19 protein-coding genes are annotated in these 16,128 nt (G+C 73.1%); 13 read left to right on the forward strand and 6 right to left on the reverse strand.

Annotated features, from left to right (window positions below):
- Nucleotides 1-68: 68 nt before the first annotated feature.
- Nucleotides 69-512, forward strand: a complete 444-nt coding sequence (locus tag ACF1AG_RS17055; RefSeq protein WP_359607183.1) for a nitroreductase family deazaflavin-dependent oxidoreductase — start codon at nucleotides 69-71, stop codon at nucleotides 510-512.
- Nucleotides 513-601: 89 nt separating this feature from the next.
- Here ACF1AG_RS17055 and ACF1AG_RS17060 read toward each other — a convergent pair whose 3' ends face one another.
- Nucleotides 602-1,582, reverse strand: coding sequence for a cation diffusion facilitator family transporter (locus ACF1AG_RS17060; protein WP_359748952.1), 981 nt, complete (start codon nucleotides 1,580-1,582; stop codon nucleotides 602-604).
- A gap of 73 nt (nucleotides 1,583-1,655) precedes the next feature.
- Between ACF1AG_RS17060 and ACF1AG_RS17065 the strand changes: the two genes are divergently transcribed.
- A complete protein-coding gene (locus ACF1AG_RS17065; protein ID WP_391809963.1) occupies nucleotides 1,656-2,684 on the forward strand; it encodes a glutathione S-transferase family protein in 1,029 nt (342 codons plus the stop codon).
- A gap of 41 nt (nucleotides 2,685-2,725) precedes the next feature.
- Nucleotides 2,726-3,037 (forward strand): DUF4235 domain-containing protein, encoded by a 312-nt coding sequence (locus tag ACF1AG_RS17070; protein WP_359748956.1) that lies wholly within the window; start codon nucleotides 2,726-2,728, stop codon nucleotides 3,035-3,037.
- 132 nt (nucleotides 3,038-3,169) lie between these two features.
- Here ACF1AG_RS17070 and ACF1AG_RS17075 read toward each other — a convergent pair whose 3' ends face one another.
- Entirely contained in the window at nucleotides 3,170-3,562 is a 393-nt protein-coding gene (locus ACF1AG_RS17075) for a VOC family protein (RefSeq protein WP_359600632.1), read from the reverse strand.
- Nucleotides 3,563-3,795: 233 nt separating this feature from the next.
- On the opposite strand from ACF1AG_RS17075, the gene ACF1AG_RS17080 reads away from it, so the two are divergent.
- From ACF1AG_RS17080 to ACF1AG_RS17090, 3 genes are all read left to right on the forward strand, one after another.
- Nucleotides 3,796-4,170, forward strand: coding sequence for an STAS domain-containing protein (locus ACF1AG_RS17080; protein WP_387795176.1), 375 nt, complete (start codon nucleotides 3,796-3,798; stop codon nucleotides 4,168-4,170).
- Between the two features lie 127 nt (nucleotides 4,171-4,297).
- Nucleotides 4,298-4,960 carry a DUF4230 domain-containing protein gene (locus ACF1AG_RS17085; protein WP_359748960.1) on the forward strand — a complete coding sequence of 221 codons (663 nt, stop codon included), beginning with the start codon at nucleotides 4,298-4,300 and terminating at the stop codon, nucleotides 4,958-4,960.
- 70 nt (nucleotides 4,961-5,030) lie between these two features.
- Nucleotides 5,031-5,507, forward strand: coding sequence for a VanZ family protein (locus tag ACF1AG_RS17090; protein ID WP_359600629.1), 477 nt, complete (start codon nucleotides 5,031-5,033; stop codon nucleotides 5,505-5,507).
- A 57-nt stretch (nucleotides 5,508-5,564) separates the two neighbouring features.
- Here the strand turns inward: ACF1AG_RS17090 and ACF1AG_RS17095 are convergent, their stop codons facing one another.
- Both ACF1AG_RS17095 and ACF1AG_RS17100 read right to left on the reverse strand, forming a co-directional pair.
- A complete protein-coding gene (locus ACF1AG_RS17095; RefSeq protein WP_033275308.1) occupies nucleotides 5,565-5,840 on the reverse strand; it encodes a hypothetical protein in 276 nt (91 codons plus the stop codon).
- Between the two features lie 61 nt (nucleotides 5,841-5,901).
- Nucleotides 5,902-6,711, reverse strand: a complete 810-nt coding sequence (locus tag ACF1AG_RS17100) for an SDR family oxidoreductase (protein ID WP_391809964.1) — start codon at nucleotides 6,709-6,711, stop codon at nucleotides 5,902-5,904.
- Nucleotides 6,712-6,838: 127 nt separating this feature from the next.
- On the opposite strand from ACF1AG_RS17100, the gene ACF1AG_RS17105 reads away from it, so the two are divergent.
- The 5 genes from ACF1AG_RS17105 to ACF1AG_RS17125 all read left to right on the forward strand — a co-directional run bounded on the left by ACF1AG_RS17105 (nucleotide 6,839) and on the right by ACF1AG_RS17125 (nucleotide 11,553).
- Nucleotides 6,839-7,924 (forward strand): PHP domain-containing protein, encoded by a 1,086-nt coding sequence (locus ACF1AG_RS17105; protein WP_359748964.1) that lies wholly within the window; start codon nucleotides 6,839-6,841, stop codon nucleotides 7,922-7,924.
- Complete coding sequence (locus tag ACF1AG_RS17110) at nucleotides 7,921-8,577, forward strand: HAD family hydrolase (protein ID WP_391809965.1); 657 nt, start codon at nucleotides 7,921-7,923, stop codon at nucleotides 8,575-8,577. The genes ACF1AG_RS17105 and ACF1AG_RS17110 overlap by 4 nt, the downstream gene beginning before the upstream one ends.
- 46 nt (nucleotides 8,578-8,623) lie before the next feature.
- Complete coding sequence (locus ACF1AG_RS17115) at nucleotides 8,624-9,832, forward strand: aromatic acid exporter family protein (protein WP_359600625.1); 1,209 nt, start codon at nucleotides 8,624-8,626, stop codon at nucleotides 9,830-9,832.
- A gap of 351 nt (nucleotides 9,833-10,183) precedes the next feature.
- The gene (locus tag ACF1AG_RS17120; RefSeq protein ID WP_359600624.1) at nucleotides 10,184-11,215 is read left to right on the forward strand and encodes an SDR family oxidoreductase; all 1,032 of its coding nucleotides are present in this window, start codon (nucleotides 10,184-10,186) and stop codon (nucleotides 11,213-11,215) included.
- A gap of 65 nt (nucleotides 11,216-11,280) precedes the next feature.
- A complete protein-coding gene (locus tag ACF1AG_RS17125; RefSeq protein WP_359600623.1) occupies nucleotides 11,281-11,553 on the forward strand; it encodes a hypothetical protein in 273 nt (90 codons plus the stop codon).
- A 100-nt stretch (nucleotides 11,554-11,653) separates the two neighbouring features.
- On the opposite strand, the gene ACF1AG_RS17130 is transcribed toward ACF1AG_RS17125, so the two are convergent.
- On the reverse strand, nucleotides 11,654-12,940 hold the full coding sequence (locus tag ACF1AG_RS17130; RefSeq protein WP_359600622.1) for an ROK family protein: 1,287 nt from the start codon (nucleotides 12,938-12,940) through the stop codon (nucleotides 11,654-11,656).
- Between the two features lie 82 nt (nucleotides 12,941-13,022).
- Nucleotides 13,023-14,018: a phosphotransferase family protein gene (locus tag ACF1AG_RS17135; RefSeq protein ID WP_387795180.1), complete on the reverse strand. Its 996-nt coding sequence runs from the start codon at nucleotides 14,016-14,018 to the stop codon at nucleotides 13,023-13,025.
- Between the two features lie 201 nt (nucleotides 14,019-14,219).
- Between ACF1AG_RS17135 and ACF1AG_RS17140 the strand changes: the two genes are divergently transcribed.
- Nucleotides 14,220-14,708 (forward strand): FBP domain-containing protein, encoded by a 489-nt coding sequence (locus ACF1AG_RS17140; RefSeq protein WP_359600620.1) that lies wholly within the window; start codon nucleotides 14,220-14,222, stop codon nucleotides 14,706-14,708.
- Between the two features lie 102 nt (nucleotides 14,709-14,810).
- Nucleotides 14,811-16,079, forward strand: a complete 1,269-nt coding sequence (locus ACF1AG_RS17145; RefSeq protein WP_359600619.1) for an aromatic acid exporter family protein — start codon at nucleotides 14,811-14,813, stop codon at nucleotides 16,077-16,079.
- The last annotated feature ends 49 nt before the right edge of the window (nucleotides 16,080-16,128 follow it).

The raw sequence follows: 16,128 nt of genomic DNA on the forward strand, positions 1-16,128 counted from the left end.
CCCGGTGCGGCGGGTGGGGACCGATGATCGACCCGGCCGCACGACGCGAGAACGATGGGACGGATGCCATGCCTCTCGAAGGCGAGTACGAGCCCAGCCCGACGGCCTGGGTGCGGGAACAGGTTGATCTGATCGAGCGGTCCGGCGGCACGGAGGGGACGACGCTGCAGGGCAAGCCGGTCGTCGTGCTCACCAGCCGGGGCGCGAAGAGCGGCAAGCTGCGCAAGACACCCGTGATGCGGGTGGAGCACGACGGCAGGTACGCGGTGGTCGCCTCGCTGGGCGGCGCGCCGAAGCACCCGGTCTGGTACTTCAACCTGAAGGCCCATCCGCAGGTGGAGCTCCAGGACGGTCCGGCCAGGCGGGACATGACGGCCCGTGAGGTCACCGGAGACGAGAAGGCCGAGTGGTGGAAACGCGCGGTCGAGGCGTTCCCGCAGTACGAGGAGTACCAGAAGAAGACCAGCCGGGAGATCCCGGTCTTCGTGCTGGAGCGCTCCGCCGAGGGCTGAGGCCAGGGCTCTCGGGACCGGTGCGGCCGGTCCGGGAAAGATTCCCGGACCGGCCGCGCATGAAGCCCCGGCCGCCGGGCACACGAGCGTCAGGCCCCGCCGCGTTCCCCCGTCGCGGCGGGGCCCTCCCATGCCTCCGCCGCCCCGCGCTCGGTGACGTCCAGGAAGACCTGGGCCGCCTCGGGGACCACCCGGACGATGGACCGCTTGATGCGCACGGCGACCTCTTCCACCCGCTCGCTGTCCAGTCCCGGCACCAGGTCGACCCGCGCGGCCACCAGGGCGGTGTCGAGTCCGGTCTTCATGGTGAACAGCGCCTCGACGCTGTCGATCTCGGGCTGGGCGCGCAGCAGTTCCCGGATCCGGTCGCTGGCCCGCGGGTCGGCGGCCTCGCCGATGAGCTGATCGCGGGCCTCGCGGCCGAGCCGGTAGGCCACGTATCCGAGCAGCAGCCCGATGGCGAGCGAGGCGGACGCCTCCCACACCACCTGCCCGGTGATCATGTGAAGCGCCATGCCGGCCATGGCGAGGGTGACGCCGACGACCGCGGTGCCGTCCTCGGCGATGACGGTGCGCAGCGCCGGATCGCCCAGTCCGCCGCCCTGACGGCGTACCTGGTACAGGGCGCGCAGCAGGGAGCCGCCCTCGGCGAGGAGGGCCACGCCGAGCACGACCAGCCCGGCGACGTACCCGCTGAGGTGCTCCTCTCCCCCGTTCCGCAGGGCGTCGATCCCCTGGTAGAAGGAGAAGCAGCCGCCCATCACGAAGATGCCGACGGCCGCGAGCAGCGACCAGAAGAAGCGTTCCTTGCCGTAGCCGAAGGGGTGACGGCTGTCGGCCGGGCGGCGGCTGCGGCGCAGGGCGGCGAGCAGGAAGATCTCGTTCACGCTGTCCGCCACCGAGTGCGCGGCCTCCGACAGCAGCGCGGGGGAGGACGCGACCAGGCCGCCTACGGCCTTGGCGGCGGCGATCACCAGGTTGGCCGCGAGCGCCACCAGGACGGTGAGCCGTGTTCTGCGATCCGATCGTGTAGTCACGAACGGGCGATTGCCCCGGTCGGCCCAGCTCATACCGTGCGGTCGGGGGAAAACGGGGAACGCGGTGACAGGGACGACTCAGTTCCGACGACAGAGGGAGACCACCATGGGCGGCCGCGACGACTCGGGCGGCGGCAACAGCTCGTACGGCAGGAAGGCGTTCAAGCGGTCCCGGGCGCACTTCCAGGACCGGATCACCGCCGACGGGCGGGACGGGTGGCCGGTGGAGGCCGGGCGTTACCGGCTGGTGGTGAGCCGCGCCTGTCCCTGGGCGAGCCGGGCGCTGGTGTCGCGGCGGCTGCTGGGGCTGGAGGACGCGGTGTCCCTGGCCGTCGCGGACCCGGTCCAGGACGACCGCAGCTGGCGCTTCACCCTCGATCCGGACGGCCGTGACCCGGTACTGGGCATCCGCTATCTCAGCGAGGCGTACGACCGTCGGGAGACGGACTACCCGGGCGGGGTGAGCGTGCCGGCGGTCGTGGACGTGCCCAGCGGGAAGCTGGTCACCAACGACTACCAGCAGATCACCCTGGACTTCGCCACCGAGTGGACGGCCCTGCACCGCGAGGGGGCGCCCGACCTGTACCCGGAGAAGCTGCGCGACGAGATCGACGTGGTGATGGACGACGTCTTCCGGGACGTCAACAACGGGGTGTACCGGGCGGGTTTCGCCACCGGGCAGGAGGAGTACGAGGCCGCCTTCACGCGGCTGTTCCGGCGTCTGGAGTGGCTGGAGCGGCGGCTGGAGCGGCAGCGGTACCTGGTCGGCGACACCGTCACCGAGGCGGACATCCGGCTGTTCACCACGCTGGTGCGGTTCGACCCCGTCTATCACGGCCACTTCAAGTGCAACCTGTGGAAGCTGACGGAGAGCCGGGTGCTGTGGGCGTACGTCCGCGACCTGTACCAGACGCCGGGGTTCGGCGACACCGTCGACTTCGACCACATCAAGCGGCACTACTACCAGGTGCACACCGGCATCAACCCGTCCGGCATCGTCCCCCTCGGGCCCGACCTGTCCGGCTGGACGGCTCCCCATCACCGCGAGGAGCTGGGCGGCCGGCCCTTCGGCGACGGCACCCCGCCCGGTCCGGTGCCGCCCGGTGAGGAGATCCCGGCGCGGGGCCGCCCCTGACCGACCGTTCCTGACGACCGAGCCGACCTAGGAGAAGCGACGTGGCGAAGAAGAGCAAGAAGGCGAAGAAGAAGATGCCGCTGGCGTACAAGCCGATCGGCTTCGCGCTGGGCTGGACCAGCGGCACCGTGGCGGGCATGGCCTTCCAGAAGACCTGGAAGGTGATCAGGAAGGAGGACAACGCGCCGGACGCGCTGGACCGCGACCGTGGCTGGGGCGAGATTCTGCTGGCCGCGGCGATCCAGGGGGCGATCTTCGCGGTGGTGCGGAGCGCGGTGGACCGCGCCGGGGCGAAGGCGATCGAGCGGTCCACGGGGACGTGGCCGGTTCCCGACCAGGGTGGCCGCGACTGACCCGACCGTCCCGGGGCTCCGCCCCGGACTCCGCTCCTCGGACGCCGGACGGGCCGACCTCGGCCCGTCCGGCGTTCGAGGACGAGTCCCGCCAGGGCCGACGCGGGGCGGGGGCCGCAGCCCCCGATACGCTCACCCCTGCTTCGGTGCCGTAGGCACACCCCTCCGCACGGTGAAGGAGTGACCCGCCGGGTCGGCGTACCCGCGTTCCTCGGCCGCGCCGGACGGATCCCCGCTCTCCGTCGGGCGGCCGCCCAAGCTCACGATCTTGCGTTCCACCCCGTCCAGGTCCTCCGCGACGAACTCCAGGTGCGCCTGGAGGGAGTTCTCCGGGCGTGGCCAGCTCGGGGCGGTCGCGTTCACGTCGCGGCGCAGGGCGAGGCGGAAGCCGTCGGCGGTGCGGACCTCCACCCGGTTGGCGCTCGCGTCGACGTGTTCGGCCTCCAGCAACTCCTTGTAGAACTCGGCGAGTTTCTCGGGTTCGGCGCAGTCGAGCACCACCACGCCCGTGGTCACCAGTGCCATGTCTCCTCCGCGGCCTCGGATGCGGGGCGCTCCGCCCCCTCCGGAGACACCTGTCCGCGCTCACCGTTTTCACTCATCGATCACAGTGGCGAAAAACTCGGTCACAGAGCGAAGACATATGTCATTCGAACATGCTCAAATGCAGTCGTCCGCGAGTAACTTGCTTACGGGGCAACGGTGTTGGAACCGGCGGCCCTCCCGGGAGCTCGGAGCAGGCTGGAGGCGATGGCGTCGTGCGGTTCGAACCCCCGCCGCTGACGCGGCATCTGCGCGTGCACCGCGACCGGGACTGCACCGTGCTGGAGTTCCACGGTGAGATCGACATCGCGGCCGCCGCGGAGATCACGCCGCACCTCGATGCGGCCACCGCCGATCAGGACGCCCGAGTCGTCATCGACCTGACCCACATCACGTTCTTCGACCTCTCCGGACTGCGTCTGCTCCACCGGGCCCGGCACCGGCTCGCCGACGGGCGCCTGCGGTTGGTGTGCGTCCATCCGCCGACCCTGCGAATGCTGCGGATCACCGGCCTGACCCGGCTGCTGCCGCCGTGGCCCTCCCTGGACTCGGCGCTGACCGCACCCGGGTCGAGGTCCGGGCCGGCGTAGCGCCCGCCGGGTCCGCCCGCCCGTGCGCCCCCTCCGTGCTCCCGGCGCCTGGGCTCGCCCCCCCAACTGCCCTGTCTGTTCCGTGAGATGACGGGCATGCGGACGGAAGGGAAGGAGGGCCCCCGCCATGACGACTCCGGTGAAGCGACCGACTGCGCGCGTGCCCGGCTGGGTGAAGGCGCTGGGCGCGACGGTGGTGGTGCTGGCCGTGCTGTTCGCCGGGATCCGGCTGAGCGTACTGCCGGGTTTGAAGGACCTGTTCGGCACGGAGACCCGCGACCGCTCGGGGCCCGCGCTGCTGGAGTCCATCCAGGACATCAGCCGTTACGACGCCGCCTCGGGCAACTTCCAGGTGGTGGTGGACCTGGAGAAGGACACCAAGTTCCTGCCGGACGCGGTCCGCGGCAGCCGCACCCTGTACGTGGGCGCGGGCACCGTGGACGCCTACGTGGACCTCGGCGGGCTGAAGGAGGGCGACGTCCGCGTGGACGAGGACCGCACCTCCGCCGTCCTGCGGCTGCCCCGCGCCCGTCTCGGCACCCCCGCGCTGGACGTGGACCGCTCCTACGCCGTCTCCAAGCAGCGCGGCCTGCTCGACCGGCTCGGGGATCTGTTCTCGGACAACCCCAACAGCGAACAGGCCGTGCAGAAGCTCGCCGTGCGGCACATCCGGAAGGCGGCCGAGGAGAGCGAACTGACCGCACGGGCGGAGTCCAACACCCGGGAGATGCTCCAGGGTCTGCTGCGCTCCCTGGGCTTCGAACGGGTGCGGATCACCTTCACGGGCTGACCGGACTGTCCGGTCAGCCCGGGGGTAACCGCCGTAGCACTCAAGCACCTTGACGACTGGAGGACTTCCGATGGCCCGCGCCGCCCCCCGACCGCTTCCGCTGCCCCTCAGGCTGCTGGTGCTCCTGTGCGCCTTCGCCTTCATGGTGGTCTTCGCGGTGGTGCTGGCCCGGCTCACGCTCCAGCCGTCCCCCGCCTCGGAAGCCCTGACGCACACCAACCTGCACCCGGGCCGCTCCCTGCAGGCCTATCTGGACCAGCCGGCGCTGCGTGACGCCTTCAAGCAGATCGGCGGCAACATCCTGCTGGGTGTTCCCTTCGGGGTGCTCGCACCGGTCGTCGCGCCGCGCACCCGGGGCTTCCTGCGGATCCTCTTCCTGACGGCCGTGGTGATGCTGCTGGTCGAGGTGGCGCAGGGGTCACTGGTCACCGGCCGCGCCTTCGACATCGACGACGTCATCCTCAACACCACGGGGGCGCTGCTCGGTTATCTGCTCGTCGGCCGTCGGATGAGCCGGGCGGTGCACGCGCGCCGCCGGAAGGAGTGAACCCGCGGCCCGGCGCGCGGTACGCCTCCGTCCCTCGCGGACAGAGGCGTACCGCGTCTAGGGCTGCTCCTTCTGCTCCTCGCGGACCCGGGGGGCCTGGCGCGAGGACCAGGTGAACTTGTCCCCGCCCACCCAGCGGACCGTGTCGGGGTCGTCCAGATCGTGCACCCTGATGCCGTACGCGGCGGCTGCCTGCAGCACGTCGGTGATGTCCCTGGCCTCACCGACGACCTGTCCGTCGATCTCCACGATCCGGAACGGCGGAGGTCCGGGCTGTACCCCGAGCACCGTGATCCGCGGCTGCGACATGTACGGACTCGCGCTTTCGGTCATGCCTCGAGAGTAGCCCCAAACGGGATGATCGCGGCTTTCCAGGCATGAAGGGCGGGGGTGCTCAGGGGCGGCGCCAGTCGTGGCTCGTCAGGTGCGAGCCGGCCTGTGGCCCCATGCGGAGCATCCCGCCGTCCACGCTCCACGAGGCGCCGGTGACGTACGAGGCGTCGGGACCGGCGAGGAAGGCGATCACCGCGGCGACCTCCCGGGCGTCACCGGGGCGGCCGAGAGGGATGCCGGGGCGGCTCTCACCGTGCGGGTCGGTGTCCTCCTGGCCGGTCATGGGGGTGGCGATCTCGCCGGGGGCGACCGCGTTCACCGTGATGCCGTGCTCGGCCAGCTCCAGCGCCATCACCTGGGTGAGCAGCCCGAGGCCGCCCTTGGCCGCGCAGTAGGGTGCGGCGCCCACCCGTGGCTGGTGTTCGTGCACGGAGGTCACGTTGACGATCCGGCCGCCGTCGCCCTGCCGGACCATGTGCCGCGCCGCCTTCTGCGAGCAGAGGAACGGGCCGAGCAGGTCGACGTCCAGGACCTCGCGCACCCTCTCGGGCTCCAGGTCGAGGAACGGCGTCATGGTGCCGGTGCCGGCGTTGTTGACCAGCACGTCGACACGTCCCAGCCGTTCGCACAGCGCGTCCACCGTGTCCGCGGCGCCGGGCAGCGCGGTCAGGTCCAGATGGGCGACTTCGGCGCGGCAGCCGTGCGAGCGCACCTCCTCGGCGGTCTCCTCGGCCCCCTCCCGGTCGCTGTGGTACGTGATGCCCACGTCCATGCCGGCGGCGGCGAGCCGTACGGCGGTGGCCCGGCCGATGCCGGAATCCGCGCCGGTGATCACGGCGACCTTGCCGTTGACGGGGGTGGAGAGGGACATGCGGGCCTCCTCGTCGTCGGTGTCCGGGGTGCCGGGTCGCAGTACCCGTGCCGGCGCGGGCCAACCTCCTCCGGACGCGGCGTGCGGCTCCGGGCGCCCTGGGGAACCCTGGAGCGAGGAGGTGACCATGGACCCCGTCGAGGCGCTGGAGGACATCGCCTTCCTGCTGGAGCGGGCGCTGGCTCCGACGTACCGCGTCCGTGCCTTCCGCACCGCGGCGCGGACGCTGGCGGAGCTTGGCCCGGACGAGGTGCGCGAGCGGGCGGCCGCCGGGACCCTGGAGCGGCTCAAGGGCGTCGGGCCGAAGACCGCGCAGGTGGCGGTGGAGGCGCTGGACGGACAGGTCCCCGGGTACCTGCGCAAGCTGCGCGAGGAAGCGGAGCAGGAGCCCGCGGACCGGGCCGGCCAAGAGCTGCGGGCGTTGCTGCGCGGGGACTGCCATCTGCACTCGGACTGGTCGGACGGGGGCAGCCCGATCGAGGAGATGGGCCGCACCGCCGCCGGTCTCGGCCACGAGTGGGCGGTGCTGACGGACCACTCCCCCCGGCTGACCGTGGCGCGCGGTCTGTCGCCCGAACGGCTGCGGGAGCAGCTGGACGTGGTCGCGGGGCTGAACGAGACGTGGGCGCCGTTCCGGCTGCTCACCGGCATCGAGTGCGACATCCTCGAGGACGGCTCCCTCGACCAGGAGCCGGAGCTGCTGGAGCGGCTGGACGTGGTCGTGGTGTCCGTGCACTCCAAGCTGCGGATGGATGCCCGGTCGATGACCCGCCGGATGGTGGCCGCCGTGCGCGACCCGCACTCCGACGTCCTCGGGCACTGCACCGGGCGTCTGCTGAGCGGGCGGGGACGGCCCGAGTCGGAGTTCGACGCGGACGAGGTCTTCGCGGCGTGCGCGGAGACCGGCACCGCCGTGGAGATCAACAGCCGGCCGGAGCGGCTCGACCCGCCCCGGCGGCTGCTGCGGCGGGCGGTGGAGGCGGGGGTGCTGTTCTCGGTGGACACGGACGCGCACGCGCCCGGGCAGCTGGACTGGCAGATCCTCGGGTGTGCCCGCGCCGAGGAGTGCCGAGTGCCGCCCGAGCGGGTGATCACCACCTGGTCGCTGGAGGAGCTGCTCGACTGGGCGCGGGAGCGCAGGACGCCGGCCGGAGTGACGGGCGGTGGCGGCGGTACCCGTACCGGTCCGCGAGGAGAGGAAGGACCTTCATGACACGGGCGGCGGTCTTCGACGTCGACGGCACTCTGGCCGACACCAACCATCTGCACGTCACGGCCTGGTGGGAGGCGTTCCGGCAGGCCGGGCACCAGGTGCCCATGCACGCCGTCCACCGGGCCGTGGGGCTGCCCTCCACCGACCTGATCGCGCACGTCCTCGGCGAGGACCGGGACGCCTCCCGCGACGCGGAGCTGAGCGCCGCGCACAAGACGCTGTACGGGCAGTACTTCGACCGGCTGCCCGCGCTTCCCGACGCCGGGCGGCTGCTGGAGCGGCTGCACGACGACGGCTGGACGGTGGTGCTCGCCACCTCGGCCGGCGGGGCGGAACTGGGCGCGCTGCGCCGCGCGATCGACGCGGACCGGGCGATCTCCGCGACGGCGAGCGCCGACGACGTGGACGAGGGCAAGCCGGCACCGGAGCCCGTCGAGCACGCGCTGGAGCTGGCCGGGGCGCCCGCCGGGCGCGCGGTGTTCGTGGGCGACACGGTGTGGGACATGCGGGCGGGCACCCGGGCCGGGGTGCGCTGTGTGGGCCTGCTGTGCGGCGGCATCCCGCGCGCCGACCTGACCGAGGCGGGCGCGGACGTGGTGTACGACGATCCGGCGCACCTGCTGGCGTCGCTGGCAGACTCCCCCTTGGCGTGAGATTGCGCACGCTTGCCCACCGGTGCGACAGGGAAACCGCAGGCCCATGACGCGGGTGACCGACGGGACTGGGAACGACAGAGCCACGGCGGGCCGGCTGGCCCGGGCCGTGGACGCGGTGCGCTGGGAGACGCGTTCGGTGGGGCGGGCGGCGCGTGCCGTGGTCCGCGGGCCGGGCCGGGAGAGGGATCTGCTGGTCCAGTCGCTGAAGGCGGCGCTCGCAGCGCTGCTGGCCTGGATGGTGGCGCAGGTGTGGCTGAACGACCCGATGGCGCTGATGGCGCCGTGGGTCGCGCTGGTGCTGGTGCAGGCCACCGTGTACAGCTCGCTGGTGACGGGGGCGCGGCAGTTCGCCGCGATCTGCATCGGCGCGCTGGTGGCGTCGGGGGCGCAGGCGGTCACCGACGACACCACGGGCGCGCTCGCCCTGTCGGTGCCGGTCCTGGTGCTGCTGTCGAACTGGTCGCGCTTCGGCGACCAGGGCATCTACGCGGCGACCACGGCCGTGTTCACCATCGCGTCGGGCACGGTGAGCGTGGACGCGGTGGGGCACCGGCTGGGGCAGGCGGCGCTCGGCGCGGTCATCGGCGTGGCGGTGAACGCGCTGGTCCTGCCGCCGGTGCACCTGCGGGACGTGCGGGAGAACCTGGCGGCGCTGGCCAGGGAGGCGGGCGAGGTGCTGAGCGCGGTCGCCGGGGACCTGCGCGAGGGCGAGTGGGACGCGCAGACGGCCGTCGGCCGGCTGAACGCGGCGAAACGGCTCCAGGAGCGGCTGGACGCGCTGCGCTCGGCGCGCGGCTGGAGCAGGGAGAGCCTGCGGCTGACGTCCGGGATGCTGCGCAAGCTGCACCGGGCGCCTACGGAGGCGCTGCCCCCGGAGGACGAGGACGAGCGGCTCGGCCGGATCACCGGCCATGTCACGGCGCTGACCCGCAGCCTGGCCGTCGCCGCGGACGAGGAGCGCTCCCCCGCCTCCCCGGACCCCGAGGTGCTGGGCTCCTACGGGAAGCTGCTGGAGCTGCTCGCGGACAGCTGCCGCGCGGAGGCCGCCCGACTGCTGGGTGAGGAGGACCCCGGCGACCCGCTGCTGGACGAACGCACCGAGGCGGCGATGCGGGATCTGCACACCACGCTCCAGGAGGGCCTGACGAAGGAGGCGGGCCAGGGCGCGGCCCGTACGGCGGTGCTGGGCACGCTGGTGCTCCAGGCGGAGAATCTGTGGGCGGACCTGAACCCTGAGGCGCGGGCCCACTGAGCTGCCTCCGGCGTGGTGACGCACGTCACCGCGGATCAGGGAGGCGGGCGGAACACCGCGAGGCTGTTGCCCGTTGAACAGACCGTGGGTGCGGATGGGACAGTGTCCCCGGGCCTCACCATTCGCCCACAGGGACGATCGTTCGGCTGAAGCCCTGTGGAGCCTTTCGCCGAGAGGCGACCGCCATGCGCACCCACCTGCTTGCCGCCCCGGCCGTGATTCCCCCGTCGCGGCCGGGGCTCTTTTTCATGCCTCCGCGCCTCTCGTGCGCCCGCACGGCCCGCGTGAGCCGTCCCGTGCGTGGGGTACCCGGACCGCTCGGCGGAGCGGTGCGGCCGGAGGGAGCGGAACGTGAGCAGCGCAGTGGGACTCAGGGTCGTCGTCACCGGCGCCACGGGGAACGTCGGGACCAGCGTGGTGCGGGCCCTCGCGGAGGAACCTGAGGTGGGTTCCGTACGAGGGCTGGCGCGGCGGATCCCCGACTGGTCGCCGCCGAAGACCGAGTGGGCGGCCGTGGACCTGGCTTCGGACCGGTTCGACCTGGTGCGGGAGTTCGCGGGCGCCGACGCGGTGATCCATCTGGCCTGGGCGTTCCAGCCCACGCACGACCCGGCGACCACCTGGCGCAGCAACGTGCTGGGCAGCATGCGGGTGTTCGACGCGGTGGCCCGGGCCGAAGTGCCGACGCTGGTGCACGCCTCGTCGGTCGGGGCGTACTCCCCCGGCCCCAAGGATCACGCCGTGGACGAGTCGTGGCCGACGCACGGCTGGCCGGACGCCGCGTACTGCCGGGAGAAGGCGTACCTGGAGCGGGCCCTGGACATACTGGAGCGCGACCGGACCGCCCTCCGGGTGGTGCGGATGCGGCCGGCGTTCCTCTTCAAGCGTGAGTCGGCGAGCGAGCAGCGGCGCATCTTCGGCGGGCGCCATCTGCCGGGGCAGCTGGCCCGTCCCGACCTGCTGCCGTTCCTGCCGGACATCCCCGGGCTGCGGATGCAGGTGCTGCACACGGACGACGCGGCGCAGGCGTACCGGCTGGCGGTGCTGTCCGGTGGGGCACGGGGGCCGTACAACCTGGCGGCGGAGCCGACGGTGGACGCGGAGCTGCTGGGCGGGATGTTCGGCACGCGCCGGGTGCGGCTGCCGCGTGCCGCGGCCCGGTCGGCGGTCGCGGCGGCGTGGGGGCTGCGGCTGCTGCCGGCCTCCCCGCACCTGTTCGACGCGGTGCTGCGGCTGCCGTTGATGGACTGCACGCGGGCGCGGGTGGAGCTGGGCTGGGCGCCGACGCGCACGGCGACGCAGGTGGTGGAGGAGTTCCTGCTGGGCATGCGGCAGGGTGCCGGGGAGAACACGGCGCCGCTGCACGGCAGCGCGGTCGGCTGAGCGGCACGGTTGTACGGGGCCGCGCGGGGTACCCGCGAGGGCCGTACGGATGAAGGGAGAGCGTCGTGACCGACCATCGCCTCGAGGGCCCCGGTGAGAACGGCGTGGGTGTCCCCCGGGACCTGCCCGACCAGCAGGCCGGCCCCGACGAGGACCCCTGGGAGGTCGCGCCGGCCGCCGCCGAGCGGGAGAGCGAGCGCAAGGCCGAGGAGTCGGAGGCCTCTGAGACCGAGGAGGACGTCCCCGACACGGACGAGGCAGGAACAGGCCGCCAGGGCGCCCCTCACTCGGCGGCGTCCTACCCGGAAGCGCCGGTACCGGACGAGTCGACGGGCTGACGTCGCCGCCGCCGGCGAGCCGGCGGCGGGACGCGGTCCTCGACGCCCGCACGCCTCGTAGGCGACTCGCGAGCATCGGGATGACCGCGGCCCGGCCGGTTCAGCGTGGGACGCGGTCCCGGAGGGCCGTGCGCCAGGCGGGTGCGGGGACGGCCGGGTCCGGGTCGGGGCGGCGGCCGCCCCGGTCGAAGAAGTCCGCCAGCGGCAGGATCGCCGCGCCGACCGTCACCGCGTCCGGGCCGAGTCTGCCGAGTTCGATCGTGACCCGCTCCGCCGGATGGCGCAGCGCGTACGACAGGGCGTGGCGGCGTACGGCCGGAAGGAAGCGGGAGCCGAGCTGGAGGCCGGCCCAGCCGCCCACGAGGATACGTTCCGGCTGGAAGAGGTTGATCAGGTCGGACAGGCCCGCGCCCAGGTATTCGGCGGTCTCCTCCAGCACCGCCAGGGCGACGGGGTCGGGGTCGGCGCCGCCGGCCGGGTAGGCGGCGGCGAGCATCGTGGTGAGCGCCGTCTCCTCGTCGGTGTCCTCCGGGACCCGGCCGCCCTCCTCGCGCCAGCGGGCGAGCAGCGACTCCGCGCCCGCGTACGCCTCCAGGCAGCCCAGTGCGCCGCACCGGCAGCGGCGGCCCCGGACCCGTACGGTCAGGTGCCCCCACTCCACCGCCCGGCCGTGCCGCACCTCGGGGGTGACCAGGCACGCGCCGACACCGGAGCCGAAGAGGACGACGAGGGCGTTGCCCGCACCGCGTCCGGCGCCGAACCACATCTCGGCCTGGCCGAGCGTGCGGGCGCCGTTGTCGATGAAGCAGGGCACGCCGTCGGGCAGCGGGAAGCCGTCGCGGAGCAGGGACTCCAGCGGGACCGCGTCCCAGCCGATGGTCTGCCCATGCACCACCGCGCCCCGGTCGGCCGTGCGCTCGACGATGCCGGGGACGCCGATGCCGACGCCGAGGAGCCGCTCGGGCGCCAGGTCCGCGGCGGCCAGCACCTCGTCGATTCCGGAGCGGATGTGGTCCACGATGACCTCGACCTCGTACCGCTGCTGCTCCAGCGGGCGTTCGGTGCGGGCCAGCTCGGTGAGGGCGAGGTCGAAGAGCTCGACGCGGACGCGGGTCTCGCCGACGTCGACGCCGATCATGTGACCGCTCGTCGGGGCCACGCGCAGCAGGGTGCGGGGGCGGCCGCCGTCGGAGTCGACGCTGCCTGCCTCCTCGACCAGCCCGTCGGCGATCAGGTCGGCGACGACGTTGCTCACGGAGCCGGAGCTGAGGCCGGTCGCGGGCCCGAGCTCGAAGCGGCTGAGGGGGCCGTCGAAGTACAGCCGCTGCAGTACGACCGTGCGGTTGGCCCGTCTGAGGTCGCGCACCGTGCGCCCGTTCCCCGCCATGTGGCTCCCCTCCCATGCACCCGGCCCGACCTGCAACATACCCTCGGTCGACGGCCCGGCGCGACTTCCCCTCCTCCTTAGTTCACGATGTGAACTTACTCCCCTCGGCGATCTCCTCCAGCGTCGCCACGAGGTGCGGGCCGACCCGCTCCCGGACCCGGCGCGCGTCCTCGGCGCCCACCGCCCGCGGCACCGTCTCCGTGAGCATGATCAGGTCGAGGTAGGCGCGGTACAGGGCGAGGCGCAGGCAACCGTCCTCGTCGAGGACCGCGGGGCCGCCCTCCTCCGCGTAGCCGGCGAGGAAGGCGTCGTCCCGCCGGATGTCGTCGAGCAGCGCCAGGGAGACGAAGTCGGCGAGCGGGTCGCCCCAGAACATCCGCTCCCCGTCGATCAGTCCGCCGATCCGGGCGGATCCGTCCGGCCCGGCCCGGTCCACCAGGATGTTCCCGGGCCACAGGTCGAAGTGGACCAGCACCGGCACGGTGACGGCGTCCAGGGCGGGAGCGGCGGCGTGGAACACGGCGGCCACCTCGTCGACGGGAAGGGGCAGCCAGGGCCGGTGGTCGCGGGCGTCGGCGAGCACGGCGTCGGTCATCGCGGTGAACGCGGTCCGCCAGTCGGGGGCGAGCGGCCCGAGGGCGCCCGTGGGGTAGCCGAAGGCGGTTCCGGTGACCCGGTGCAGCCGCGCCACCTGGCGGCCCAGTTCCCCGCGCAGGGCCTCGCGCTCCTCGCCTGCGGGCGCCGCCTCGGGCCAGGGCACGCCCGGGCACGCGGTGAGCAGCAGGTGCGGTTCGACGTGCTCCGGGGCGAGGGACACGGCGCGCGGCGCGGGCACCTCGGCCTGCTCCGCCCCGGCGCAGAAGCCGGCCTCCGCGACCAGCAGCCGCCGCTCGTGGCGCAGTCCGGGCACGGTGGGCGGGGGCGGGACCTTCAGGACGTACCGGGTACCGTCGGACAGGAGGATCTCCTCGACGGTGTTGTAGGTGCCGCCTGCCAGCGGGCGCACCCCGGCCAGGGCGCCGGACGGCAGGCCGGCGTCCGCGAGCACCCGGCGGGCCCGTTCCCAGGAGTCCCCCATCGGACCTTGCCCCTCCCCCTCGGCGACTGCGGTACAGAGTACGGCGCGCCCGGGTGCGGGGTGCAGGGGCGGTGTGCGGTGAGCGGCGGGTCACGGCGCGGCGCGGCGGAAAAGCGTTGGCCCCGGCACGGGGCGGGTCCCTACGCTGAACGCCGAAACCTAGACCCCCTAGGTTTGACGGAGCACCACAGGAGACGAGCCATGAGGGCACTCACCGAGAAGGACATCCGCAGTTCGTTCATCAACTGCTCCAAGGGTGAGGCGAAGCGGCTGACCGTGCCCCGCGACCTCGAAGCGCGGCCGTGGGACGACCTCGACTTCCTGGGCTGGGGGGATCCGGGCGCGCCCGACCGCAGTTATCTGGTCGTCGAGCGGCAGGACCGGCTCGTCGGTGTGGCCATGCGCTTCCAGCCCGCCCAGCGCGGCTTCCTCCACCGCAGCATGTGCTCCCTGTGCCTGACGACCCATCCGCGCGGCGGTGTGGCGCTGATGACCGCCCGGAAGTCCGGCCCGGCGGGCCGGGAGGGCAACTCGGTCGGCGCCTACATGTGCACCGACCTGGCCTGCTCCCTGTATCTGCGCGGGCTGAAGGTGCCGGATACCGGGGCTCGGTTCGAGGAGAGCCTCACCCTGGAGGAGCAGATCGAGCGCACCCGGAGCAATCTCTTCGCCTTCATCGGCAAGCTGTGACCTGACCGGGCTACGGGGTGTGCTCCCGTTGCCCGTCCCCCGGGCGACTGCCGTCACACCTGAACACGTTCGTCACACGCGGGGAGGGGGAACCGTCCGAGGATGCACGTCGTACGCCAGATGACAGCGCCTGCCGTCCGGTTCTTCAAGGAGCACCGTGATCCGCTGACCGTGCAGACGGTGCGGTCGGCGACCGCGGCGACGCTCGCCTACGTCATCGCCGTGCGGCTGAGCCCCGAGGCCGCGCCGCTCACCGCTCCCCTGACGGCGCTGCTCGTCGTCCAGGTCACCCTGTACTCGACCCTGACGACCGGTCTGCGCCGGGTGAACTCCGTGGTGACCGGCGTGGTGCTGGCGATCCTGTTCAGTCTGCTGGTGGGTCTGACCTGGTGGAGCCTCGGTCTGCTGATCCTCGCGGCGCTGGTCACCGGCCATCTGGTGCGGGCGGGCGAGTTCGTGCCCGAGGTGGCGATCAGCGCCATGCTGGTGCTCGGCGTGACCACGCACGGCGACACCGCCTGGGCGCGCATCGTGGAGACGCTGATCGGCGCCATCGTCGGGATGGCGTTCAACCTGCTGCTGGCGCCGCCCGTATGGGTGGAGCAGGCCGGCGAGTCCATCGAGGAGCTGGCCCGCCGGGTGCGGCAGCTGATGCTGCGGATCGGTGAGGAGGCCGCGGGCCGTCCGCCCGCGGCACGCGCGGCGGCCCGGCTGCACGAGGCCCGCCGCCTCGACCACGACATCAGCGAAGTGGACGCCGACCTGCGGCAGGCGGAGGAGAGCCTGCGCCTCAACCCGCGCGTCCGGGAGGGGCTGCTGCACCGGGTGGTGCTGCGCACCGGCCTGGACACGCTGGAGATCTGCACGGTGGTGCTGCGGGTACTGGCCCGCACGCTGACCGACCTGGCGAAGGAGCGGGAGCCGGAACGTCTCTTCTCGGAAGAGACGGGGCAGGTCTTCGAGCAGCAGCTGGCGGAGATCGCGGACGCCGTGGTGAGCTTCGCGGTGCTGGTCACCACGAGCGTGAGCGCCAACGCCGAGTCGGCGGAGGAGCGGCTCGCCTCGCAGCTGCGGCAGGCGGCCGGCACCCGCGACAGACTGGCGGAGCTGCTGTTCGAGGAGGCCCGTCGCGACCCGAGGCGGTGGCAGTTGCTGGGCGCCCTGCTGACCGAGGTCAACCGCATCCTCGACGAGATGGACACCGAGCACCGCACCCGGCGGCTGTTCGAGGAGCTGGACCGTCACTCGCGGGAGCAGCGGGAACGGCTCCCCCGGCTCACCCGCATGCGGGACCGGCTGTCCGGTCTGCCGGCCCGCCTCCGGGCCCTCTTCCGCCGCGACCGGGAGGACAAGCCGGCGGGGCGTCGCTGAGAAGGGCGGTCTCCCGGAAGGGCCGGCGGCGACCCGCCCGTGCGGGCGG

The sequence above is a fragment of the Streptomyces sp. NPDC014764 genome, assembly GCF_043082785.1.
Classification (GTDB): domain Bacteria; phylum Actinomycetota; class Actinomycetes; order Streptomycetales; family Streptomycetaceae; genus Streptomyces; species Streptomyces althioticus.

Coding starts and splice junctions, on each gene's coding strand:
- ACF1AG_RS17055 (WP_359607183.1), top strand. CDS start 69: ATGCCTCTCGAAGGCGAGTACGAGCCCAGCCCGACGGCCTGGGTGCGG.
- ACF1AG_RS17060 (WP_359748952.1), bottom strand. CDS start 1,582: ATGAGCTGGGCCGACCGGGGCAATCGCCCGTTCGTGACTACACGATCG.
- ACF1AG_RS17065 (WP_391809963.1), top strand. CDS start 1,656: ATGGGCGGCCGCGACGACTCGGGCGGCGGCAACAGCTCGTACGGCAGG.
- ACF1AG_RS17075 (WP_359600632.1), bottom strand. CDS start 3,562: ATGGCACTGGTGACCACGGGCGTGGTGGTGCTCGACTGCGCCGAACCC.
- ACF1AG_RS17085 (WP_359748960.1), top strand. CDS start 4,298: ATGACGACTCCGGTGAAGCGACCGACTGCGCGCGTGCCCGGCTGGGTG.
- ACF1AG_RS17090 (WP_359600629.1), top strand. CDS start 5,031: ATGGCCCGCGCCGCCCCCCGACCGCTTCCGCTGCCCCTCAGGCTGCTG.
- ACF1AG_RS17095 (WP_033275308.1), bottom strand. CDS start 5,840: ATGACCGAAAGCGCGAGTCCGTACATGTCGCAGCCGCGGATCACGGTG.
- ACF1AG_RS17100 (WP_391809964.1), bottom strand. CDS start 6,711: ATGTCCCTCTCCACCCCCGTCAACGGCAAGGTCGCCGTGATCACCGGC.
- ACF1AG_RS17105 (WP_359748964.1), top strand. CDS start 6,839: ATGGACCCCGTCGAGGCGCTGGAGGACATCGCCTTCCTGCTGGAGCGG.
- ACF1AG_RS17110 (WP_391809965.1), top strand. CDS start 7,921: ATGACACGGGCGGCGGTCTTCGACGTCGACGGCACTCTGGCCGACACC.
- ACF1AG_RS17115 (WP_359600625.1), top strand. CDS start 8,624: ATGACGCGGGTGACCGACGGGACTGGGAACGACAGAGCCACGGCGGGC.
- ACF1AG_RS17130 (WP_359600622.1), bottom strand. CDS start 12,940: ATGGCGGGGAACGGGCGCACGGTGCGCGACCTCAGACGGGCCAACCGC.
- ACF1AG_RS17135 (WP_387795180.1), bottom strand. CDS start 14,018: ATGGGGGACTCCTGGGAACGGGCCCGCCGGGTGCTCGCGGACGCCGGC.
- ACF1AG_RS17140 (WP_359600620.1), top strand. CDS start 14,220: ATGAGGGCACTCACCGAGAAGGACATCCGCAGTTCGTTCATCAACTGC.
- ACF1AG_RS17145 (WP_359600619.1), top strand. CDS start 14,811: ATGCACGTCGTACGCCAGATGACAGCGCCTGCCGTCCGGTTCTTCAAG.